Source organism: Piscinibacter defluvii, assembly GCF_004011805.1.
Lineage (GTDB): Bacteria > Pseudomonadota > Gammaproteobacteria > Burkholderiales > Burkholderiaceae_C > Piscinibacter > Piscinibacter defluvii.
This window is the reverse complement of sequence record NZ_RCHJ01000049.1, coordinates 1-9,637: the sequence shown is the minus strand read 5'-3', so window position 1 is coordinate 9,637 and position 9,637 is coordinate 1. Positions and strand designations below refer to the sequence as shown.

At 69.1% G+C, this 9,637-nt stretch carries 8 protein-coding genes; all 8 read left to right on the top strand.

What is annotated here, in order from left to right; all coding sequences use genetic code 11:
- Positions 1 to 670: 670 nt before the first annotated feature.
- Positions 671 to 2,140 carry an aminotransferase-like domain-containing protein gene (locus D9C15_RS32100; RefSeq protein ID WP_128003529.1) on the top strand — a complete coding sequence of 490 codons (1,470 nt, stop codon included), beginning with the start codon at positions 671 to 673 and terminating at the stop codon, positions 2,138 to 2,140.
- Between the two features lie 89 nt (positions 2,141 to 2,229).
- A complete protein-coding gene (locus tag D9C15_RS32095) occupies positions 2,230 to 5,130 on the top strand; it encodes an EAL domain-containing protein (protein WP_128003528.1) in 2,901 nt (966 codons plus the stop codon).
- Complete coding sequence (locus tag D9C15_RS34405) at positions 5,127 to 5,258, top strand: hypothetical protein (RefSeq protein ID WP_259372619.1); 132 nt, start codon at positions 5,127 to 5,129, stop codon at positions 5,256 to 5,258. Before D9C15_RS32095 ends, D9C15_RS34405 begins: the two co-directional genes overlap by 4 nt.
- Before the next feature lie 8 nt (positions 5,259 to 5,266).
- A complete protein-coding gene (locus tag D9C15_RS32090; protein ID WP_164886950.1) occupies positions 5,267 to 6,118 on the top strand; it encodes an HDOD domain-containing protein in 852 nt (283 codons plus the stop codon).
- Positions 6,119 to 6,123: 5 nt separating this feature from the next.
- A complete protein-coding gene (locus D9C15_RS32085) occupies positions 6,124 to 7,032 on the top strand; it encodes an ATP-binding protein (RefSeq protein WP_240668678.1) in 909 nt (302 codons plus the stop codon).
- The gene (nosR, locus tag D9C15_RS32080) at positions 7,029 to 8,333 is read left to right on the top strand and encodes a response regulator c-di-GMP phosphodiesterase, NosR family (protein WP_128003525.1); all 1,305 of its coding nucleotides are present in this window, start codon (positions 7,029 to 7,031) and stop codon (positions 8,331 to 8,333) included. Before D9C15_RS32085 ends, nosR begins: the two co-directional genes overlap by 4 nt.
- Positions 8,330 to 8,845 carry a response regulator gene (locus tag D9C15_RS32075; RefSeq protein WP_128003524.1) on the top strand — a complete coding sequence of 172 codons (516 nt, stop codon included), beginning with the start codon at positions 8,330 to 8,332 and terminating at the stop codon, positions 8,843 to 8,845. Before nosR ends, D9C15_RS32075 begins: the two co-directional genes overlap by 4 nt.
- Before the next feature lie 161 nt (positions 8,846 to 9,006).
- Complete coding sequence (locus D9C15_RS32070; RefSeq protein WP_445669287.1) at positions 9,007 to 9,462, top strand: phosphate-starvation-inducible PsiE family protein; 456 nt, start codon at positions 9,007 to 9,009, stop codon at positions 9,460 to 9,462.
- Positions 9,463 to 9,637 lie beyond the last annotated feature (175 nt).

The following is a 9,637-nucleotide window of genomic DNA, read 5'->3' as shown; positions in this document are numbered from 1 at the left end:
CCCCGCACCTCGCGGCGATGGCCGATGCCATCATCGACCTGGATGCCATGCAGGTCGATGCTCCTTCGGACGTTGCCCCGGTCGCTGCAAGAGTCGGGGCGTAGTGCGAACAAACCTGCAGCGCGGCGTGGCTATGGGACCGAGGACCCCACCTCCCATGCTTCCAACGCATCGGCGCTGGCTCCGGCTGGCTGCTGTCGTCGATCACTGCCGACACTCGTGGGTATTCCGGATTCAGCCCCAAGGGAACAGCCACTCGGTCTACGCAGATGACGGCCAGTACCGCATAGGCAACGCTGAGACCGGCGCGTCGAATGATCGCGATGCGCAGACAGCGATCATTCAAGCGCGGTGCTTGGGCGTCGCTGGACGGCCACGTGCAGTCACTCGTCACGGGCAGGTTGCTGGAACTCTAGAAGTCTCCGGACGTTGATCTTTCGATGCGCCTCTGGCCGTGACCGGGCGGCATGGTCTACTCGCACCGGAAGTGCAAACCCTGCCATCCGATGACATTCCGCAGTCCAGACGCAAGCGCACCCACTGACCGTGGAAAGGCTGTCGGGGATGCAGGCGGCCCAGTCACCTGCTTGCGTCGCGCCGCGCAAGCCCTAAACTGCGACGACGCCACCCCACCCCAGCCAGCGGTCGACCGAGGCGCGGTGCCGACACCATGCGTAATCGCCCCACCGCCGCCTCCACGAGGTTCGAACTGCTCGCTCAGGAACTCGAGCAGCAGATCGCTGCGGGGGTGCTGCGTGCGGGGGATCGCCTGCCTTCCGTGCGCCAGACCTGTGCCAGTCGCGGCGTGAGCCCCAGCACCGTATTCCAGGCCTACTACCTGCTCGAGTCCCGCGGCCTCGTCCGCGCAGCGCCTCGCTCGGGCTACTTCGTCACCGCACGCGCCGACGGTGTGCTGCTCGCCGAGCCGCAAACCTCGGCGCCCCAGTCCGGATCGCAACCCGTCGAAGTCAACGACCTTATCTATGCATGTCTCGGTGCTGCGCGCGCCCGCGACATCGTGCCCTTCGGTTCGGCGTTTCCGAGTCCCATCCTGTTCCCGCTCGATCGGCTGCGCCGTGCACTCGTCTCGAGCACGCGGCGGCTCGAGCCCTGGAGCATGGTCGAGGACCTGCCGCCGGGCAATCTGCGGCTCAAGCGCGAGATCGCCAAGCGCTACTTGCGCCAGGGCATGTCGGTGGCCACCGACGAGATCGTGCTGACCCACGGTGCGATGGAGGCGCTGAACCTGTGCCTCAACGCCGTGACACGGCCGGGTGATGCGGTGGTGGTGGAATCTCCGACCTTCTACATGGCGCTGCAGGCGCTGCAGCGCCTGGGCCTGCGCGCCATCGAAGTGCCGACCCATGTGCGCGAGGGTATCGATCTCGGCCGCCTGGCGCAGGTGATCGAGCTCTACCGCCCGCAGGCCTGCTGGCTGATGACGAGCTTCCAGAATCCGCTCGGCAGCCTGATGCCAGACGCGAAGAAGCGCGACCTCGTCGAACTGCTCGCCCGCCACGACGTGCCGCTGATCGAAGACGACGTTTACTCGGAGCTCTACGAGGGCCAGGCAGCGCCGCTGCCGGCCAAGGCGTACGACCGCCGCGGCCTGGTGCTGCACTGCTCGTCGTTCTCGAAGTGTCTGGCACCGGGCTACCGCGTCGGCTGGGCGGCGCCCGGCCGGCTGGCGCGCGAGGTCGAACGGCTGAAGCTGATGACGAGCCTGTCGGGGTCGATCCCGGTGCAGGCTGCGTTGGCGGAGTACCTGCAGGAAGGCGGCTACGACCGCCACCTGCGCAGCCTGCGCCAGTCGTTGCAGACGCAGCGCGACAGCCTGTTCCAAGCCGTGAACCGGCACTTTCCGGACGGGACCCGGGTGGTGCGGCCGGCCGGCGGGTACTTCGTGTGGGTCGAGCTGCCCGTCGGCGTCGACGCGATGGCCCTGCACCATGCCGCGCTGGGACAACGCATCAGCCTGGCCCCGGGCCCGATGTTCTCGGCACGCGCCGAGTTTCAGCACCACATCCGGCTGACCTGCGGCCAGCTCTGGGACGAGGCGCTCGAGCGCGCCATGCGCACGCTGGCGCGGCTGGTCGATGACGCAGCGCGCGCCGTCCCCGCGTCGCCAGCATCGATCTGATCCGATCGTCGGGGCCCGCAACTGCTCACACCGCCGGAGCAGACCGCTCGGCAGACTGCCCGCATGTCGAGATCCACCTCGCCCTGCCCATGCCGCAACGCGATGCCGCGCTGACGATGCTCGAAGCCCGAGCCTTGTCTGCGGGCCCCGAACGCGCGCTGCGAGAGGTACTGGATCGGCTCGGTCCGTCCGTGTTCGCCGGCCTGCTCGACGCCGACGGCGTGCTGCGTTACGCCAACCAGGCGGCGCTGCAGGCCATCGGCGCCGCGCCGGAGGAGGTGCTCGGCCAGCGTTTCGAGACGACGCCCTGGTGGCAGGCCTGCGAGTTGTCGCAGCGGCGGCTGCAGCAGGCGTTGGCCAGAGCATCGCGCGGGGAGGCCTCGCGCTTCGACGTGCGTGTGGCCACGCGCCGCGGAACCACGCTGTCGATGGACTTCTCGCTGCTGCCGCTCTACGGGCCCGACGGACGCATCGCCTGGCTCGTCCCTTCCGCGTGCGACGTGAGCGACCGCGAGCACGCACAGCGCCAGTTGCGATTGACCCGCCATGCCGTCGAACAGGCCAACGACGCGCTGTTCCAGGTCGGGCCCGACGGCGCCTTCCGCGATGCCAACGCAGCGGCATGCCGGCTGCTGGGGCTCACACGGGAGCAACTGCTGCGGCTGCGTGTGCCGGACATCGACACGCAGGTCGACGACACGCAGTGGCCGCAGCGTTGGCGCGAGATGTGCGAACGCGGTTCGCTGCGCTTCGAGACCAGCCTTCGCCATCACCAGGGTCATGAGATTCCTGTCGATGTCTCTGTCAGCCTGGTGACCAGTGACGGGGAGACGTTCGCCCATGTCTGCGTTGACGACCTGCGCGACCGACGCGCCGCCGAACAGCGCATCCAGCGGCTCCTGCAGTTCGACGAGCTGACCGGATTGCCGAACCGCCAGCGGCTCTTCGAGCGTCTGGGCGCGACCTTGCAGACCAGCGCCGAAACCGCGGTGCTGGTGCTGGAGCTCGACCGTTTCAAGCGCATCAACGACGGCCTCGGCCTGCACATCGGCGACGCGGTGCTGCGCGAGGTGGCGCAACGCATCGCCACCCCCTTGCGCAGCACCGATCTCGTGGCGCGCCGCGGCGGCGACGAGTTCGTGGTCGTGATGCCCTCTCCATCAGGAGCGGCGATGGACGTCGCGCAGGCGCTGCTGGACACCGTCGCCCGGCCGATCACGATCGGGTCGCACGAGATCCACCTGACCTGCAGCGTCGGCATTGCGCGGTCACCCGCCGACGGCGACCGCGCCGAGACCCTGCTGCGCCACGCCAACGCAGCGTTGGAACAGGCCAAGCGGCTGGGCCGCAACCAGGTCAGCGTCTATGCCCGGGCACCTCATGACGACGACCCCGAACGGCTGGCGCTGGAAACAGCGCTGCGCCAGGCGTCGCGCGACGAGCAACTCGAGCTGCACTACCAGCCGCAGGTCGACCTGGTGCAGGGCCGAATCGTCGGCGTCGAGGCCTTGCTGCGCTGGCAGCACCCGACGCTGGGGCACATCGCCCCGGATCGCTTCATCCCGATCGCCGAGGAGACTGGCCTGATCGTCCCCATCGGCGATTGGGTGCTGCGCCGCGCCGTCGAGCAGGCAGCGGCCTGGCAGCGCGCCGGGCTGCCGCCGCTGCGCATGGCGGTCAACCTGTCGACCCGCCAGCTGCTGCAGCCGGACCTGGCGCGACGCATCGAAGGCCTGCTCGCTGCGAGCGGCCTCGACCCGCGGCGCTTCGGCGTCGAGGTCACCGAGAGCATGCTGATCACCAACTTCGACCAGGCGGTGCAGCACCTGCGGGCGCTGCGCGCGCTCGGCGTCGAGGTCTCGCTCGACGACTTCGGCACCGGCTACTCGAGCCTGAGCTACCTGCGCCGGCTGCCGGTCGACGTGGTCAAGATCGACCGCTCGCTGGTGCCCGACGTCACTGCCCCGGCCGAAGACGTGTCGATCACGCGCGCCATCATCACGATGGCGCACCAGCTGCAGATGAAGGTGCTCGCCGAGGGCGTCGAGAGCGAAGGCCAGGCGGCACTGCTCGCCGCGAACCAGTGCGACCAGATGCAGGGCTGGTGGTTCAGTGCCGCACAGTCGGCGGCGGCGGTCGAGACGATGCTGCGCGAAGGCCGGCGCGTCGATCCGGCGCTGCTCGGCCGGCGGTCGCGCGAGCGCACCCTGCTGCTGGTCGACGACGAGGAGAACATCGTCGCCGCGCTGCGCCGGCTGCTGCGCGCCGAAGGCTGGCGCCTGCTCAGCGCCACCAGCGCCGAGCAGGCGCTGGAGCTGATGGCACGTCACGAGGTCGACGTGATCCTGTCCGACCAGCGCATGCCGGGCCTGACCGGCGTCGAGTTGCTGCGCCGTGCCCGGCAGCTGTACCCGGAAACGATCCGGCTGGTGCTCTCGGGCTACACCGAGCTGCAATCGATCACCGACGCGATCAACGAGGGTGCGATCTACAAGTTCCTCGCCAAGCCGTGGGACGACGAGCAGTTGCGCTCGCACCTGCGCGAGGCCTTCGGATTGAAGGAGATGGCCGACCAGAACCGCCGCCTCGACCGGGAGGTGCAGGCTGCCAACCGGGAACTGGCCGAGCTGAACCGGCGGCTGCAGACGCTGCTGAACGCGCAGCGCGAGCAGAACGAGCGCGAAGTCGGCAGTCGCGAGGCGGCGCAGGAATTGCTGGATGCCGTGCCGGTACCCGTGTTCGGCATCGACGACCAAGGCCTGCTGGTCTTCGCCAACGCGCCGGCGCTGGCGCTGTTCGGACTGGATGGCAGCCTTCTGGGCGGGCCGGCGGACGAGCATCTGCCGCAGAGCCTGCGGCCGGCGCTGGACGGCGAGCCCCTGATGCACATGCACGCGGGGCGCCGCTGGTGGGCGATGAGCCGGCCGTTGAGCGGCAGTGCACGCGGCCGCCTGTTGGTGCTGCTGCCGCAAGCGGGGGCCTCGAAGTGACCACCCCGGCGACTCCCAACAAGCCGCCGGTGGCGCTGGCGCACCTGTTCCGCCACAGCCTGCGCGATGGGCGGGTGCATCCGCTGCTGCACCTGGTGCAGCGCTACCGCCAGGACGCGCCGCGATGAACGGTGCGATGAAGACGGCCCTGCGACCGATCTCCCGCGACGAACTGCTCGCCGCGCTGCGCGACCTGCCCCCGCTGCCGTCGGTGGTGCTCGAACTGGTCGAGTCGCTCGGCCACGAGGAGCTGAGCGCTGCGCAGTACGCGGCCAAGATCTCGCGTGACCAGGCGCTGGCCGCCAAGACCCTGCGCCTGGCCAACTCGTCGTTTTACGGCCGCGGCCGGCAGGTGCACTCGGTGGCCGAGGCGATCTCGGTGCTCGGCCTGCGCACGGTGCGCGGCGTCGTCACGGCCGCGGGCATGGCCGGCAGCTTTCGCCGCCATCCCGGCTTCGACCACAACGCCTTCTGGCGCCATTCGCTCGGCAGCGCCCTGTGCGCGCAGGCCATGGCCGCTGAACTGCGGCGCGACGACGGCGACCTGGCGTTCACGGTCGGGCTGCTGCACGACATCGGCCGGCTGGCACTGGCCAGCGCGTTTGCACCGGCCTATGCCGAGGTCGAGCAGTGGCGGCGCGACCAGGATTGCCCCCATGGCGACGCCGAGCGCGCCGTGCTCGGCATCGATCACGCCGAGGTCGGCGGACTGATCGCACGGCAGTGGAACTTCGCGCCGCCCATCGTCGACGCCATCCGCGAGCACCACGCGCCGCCGGACGCCGCCGAGGTCACGTTGACAGGCATCGCCCACGTAGCCGATGCGATGGCCCACGCGCTCGGCCTGGCCGGCGACGCCGACGAGGCGGTGCCGACGCTGGCGCTGCCGGTCTGGGCCGCCTGCCGCCTGGACGACGCGGCCTGCATGCGGCTGTTCGCCCGCACCGAGGCGCAGTTCGAGACCGTCTGCGAAGCGCTGCTTCAGTGAAGACCATGACCCCCACCGAACCCGACAGCGAACTCGTCTCGCTGCAGCGCGCCAACGAGGAACTACGCGCGCTGAATCAAACCCTGCGCAGCGCGCAGGACCAGTTGCTGCAGTCCGAACGGCTGGCGTCGATCGGGCAGCTGGCCGCCGGCGTGGCGCACGAGATCAACAACCCGATCGGCTATGTGTTCTCGAACTTCGGCACGCTGGAGGCCTATCTCGAGCGCCTGTTCGAGATGCTCGAAGCCTACGAGCACGCCGAACCGGCACTCGCCGACAGCGCCACCGCGGACCGGCTCGCGGCCCTGCGGGAGCGGGTCGAGCTCGACTACCTGAAGCAGGACATCCCGATGCTGATGGGCGAGTCGAAGGAAGGCCTGTCGCGCGTGCGCAAGATCGTCCAGGACCTGAAGGACTTCTCGCGCGTCGACACCCACCAGGAGTGGGTCTGGGCCTCGCTGCACCAGGGCATCGACTCGACGCTGAACATCGTCGCCAACGAGATCAAGTACCGGGCCGACGTGAAGCGCGAGTACGGCGCCCTGCCCGACATCGAGTGCCTGCCATCGGAGCTGAACCAGGTGTTCCTGAACCTGCTCGTCAATGCGGCCCATGCGATCGGCCCGCAGCGTGGCCTGATCGTCGTGCGCAGCGGGGATGCCGGGGACAAGGTGTGGGTCGAGGTCGAGGACAACGGCAGCGGCATCGCACCCGAACACCTGGCGCGCATCTTCGACCCCTTCTTCACCACCAAGCCTGTCGGACGCGGCACCGGCCTGGGCCTGTCGCTGGCCTACGGCATCGTGCAGAAGCACCATGGCCGCATCGACGTGCGCAGTGAACCGGGCCGCGGCTCGTGCTTCCGCGTCACGCTGCCGGTGCGGCGCCCGGGCGTCGAAGGCGGTTCAGCATGACGGCCGCCGTCCCGGCCTGGACAGTGCTCGCCGTTGACGACGAGCCGAACATCCTCGCTGCGCTGCGGCGGCTGTTCCGCGCCACGGGCTGGCGCATCCTGACGGCCGGGCGCGCCGAAGAGGCGCTGGCGCTGCTCGCCACAGAACCGGTGGACGCCGTGCTGTCGGACATGCGCATGCCCGGCATGGACGGTGTGCAGTTCCTCGAGCGGGTCAGCCAGGGCTGGCCGCGTACCGCGCGACTGCTGCTGACGGGCCAGGCGGATCTGGGCTCGACGATCGCGGCCATCAACCGTGGCCGGCTGCACCGCTACATCACCAAGCCCTGGAACGACGAAGAGCTGTTGCTGACGCTGCGCCAGGTCGCGCAGAACCAGCAGCTCGAAGCCGACAAGCTGGCGCTGGAGCGGCTCACGCAACAGCAGAACGACGAGTTGAAGACGCTGAACGCGAGCCTGGAGGCCCGCGTCGCCTTGCGCACCGAGGAGCTCGCTGCCGCCAACCACCGCCTGAAGCGCAACTACCTGACGTCGATCAGGGCCTTCACCGCGCTGATCGAGCTGCGCAGCAGCGCCCAGGTCGGGCATGCGCGCCAGGTGGCCGATCTGTCTCGGCGCATCGCCCAGGCAATGAGTCTGGATGCCGACACCGCGCACGACCTGCCGATTGCCGCGCTGCTGCACGACATCGGCCACATCGGCCTCAGCGACGCAGTGCTGGCGCGACCGGTGAACCGGCTCGACCGCGATGAATTGCGACGCTACCGCCTGCACCCAGTGCTAGGGGAGCAGGCCTTGCTGGCCAGCGATGACATGCAGGGCGTCGCGCCGCTGATCCGCGCCCATCACGAGCGCTGGGACGGGCTGGGCTATCCCGATGGCCTGCGCGGCGCGGCGATCCCGCTCGGTGCCCGCATCCTGGCTGTGGCCGACGCCTTCGAGGACTTGCGCAGTGGCCGGATCGACGGTCAGGCCCTGAGCCCGCTGGATGCCCGCCACACGGTTCTCGCCGCTCGCGGCAGCCAGTTCGACCCGACCGTCGTCGATGCCTTCGCGAGCCTGTTTTCGTCGGCACCACCCAAGGCGGCCGTGGCGACGCTGCGCCTGCGTACCGCGGACCTGCGCGCCGGGCAGACGCTGGCACAGGACTTCGTGTCGCCCGAGGGCGTGCTGCTGCTGTCGGCCGGCCAGCAACTGAACGACGACCTGATCGGTCGCATCTGTGCGTTCGAGCGCAAACATGGCCTGGCGCTGACCTTGGCCGTGCAGGCGCCACCGGGGGCGCCGGAGGCTCGCTCGTGAAGCGGGTGTTGATTGTCGACGACGAGACGCCGATCCTGCACGCGCTGCGGCGTCTGCTGCAGCGGCACTTCAAGCCGCAGCAGCTCGGCGTGGAGGTTTGTGCCGATCCGCTGCACGCCCTGCAGCGCCTGCACGAGGTGCACGTCGACGTGCTGATCAGCGACTACCGCATGCCGCGGATGGATGGCGTGACGCTGCTCGCCCGCGCCAGGGAACTGGACCCACGCACGGTGCGCCTGATGCTCAGCGCGGCCTCCGACTTCGGTACCGTGCTGGCGGCGGTGAATCGGGCCGGGGTCTACCGCTACATCCCGAAGCCGTGGAGCGAACCGGAGCTGCTGGCCGACTTGCGCGAGGCGCTGGCCTTCGACCCCTGTACCGTCCCGAGCGCCGACGAACTGGAACGGCGCCGGCTCGAGGCGTTGGAGCCGGGCATCACGCAGGTCGAGTGGGGCCCGAACGGCGAAGTGCTGATGCCGGGCCATCTGCCGACGCGACCGGGCAAGCTGTGAGCCCGCCGCTCCGCGGCCGCGACCGCTGCAGCGCGTGGACAAGTGGGGCTCCTGGATCTGGCGCAGAATGAGCGCCCACCATCGGCAGGGAGGGCAGTATGCCGTCACCTCGTCGCAGCTCGGGCCAATTGCTCCAGGAGACGCGCGAGCATTGGCCCCTGATGAACCACTACGAACGCTTCGAGCATGTGGTCGCGTTCATCCTGAGCGTGATCATCGCGCTGGTCATCGCTCTCGCCCTGCTTCAGTTGGTCACGCGTGTGGTGCCGCTGCTCGTGACGGGCTCGATCGATCCGCTGGATCACGAAGTATTTCAGGGCTTGTTCGGGATGATCATGACCTTGCTGATCGCGCTCGAATTCAAGCATTCGATCATTCGGGTGGCAATGCGCCGGGAGAGCATCGTGCAGGTCAAGACCGTGGTGCTGATCGCATTGCTGGCCCTGTCCAGGAAGTTCATCGTCCTGGACAGCAAGGTCACGGAAGCGCAAACGATTGCCGCACTGGCGCTTGCCACGCTCGTCCTGGGCATCGTCTACTGGATGCTCCGCGAACGCGACGATCGGCTGTCGATGGAGCGCCGCACGAGTACGGGAGCTGAGGCGGGAGGCGAGTGACCGGGCTCAGCGCTGCATGACAACGCTCTCCGCGGCCCTCCGTACCCGTGCCGCGTTGGCGAGTTCGTCGCTACGTGAACACACCATTGAGTGGCGGCTCTGCGGCGTTGAGTCTCGCCTCTCCTGAAGTTTGAGTGGGTAGCCTACGCCCCGGAAGCATCAAGCCGGGGGTGGG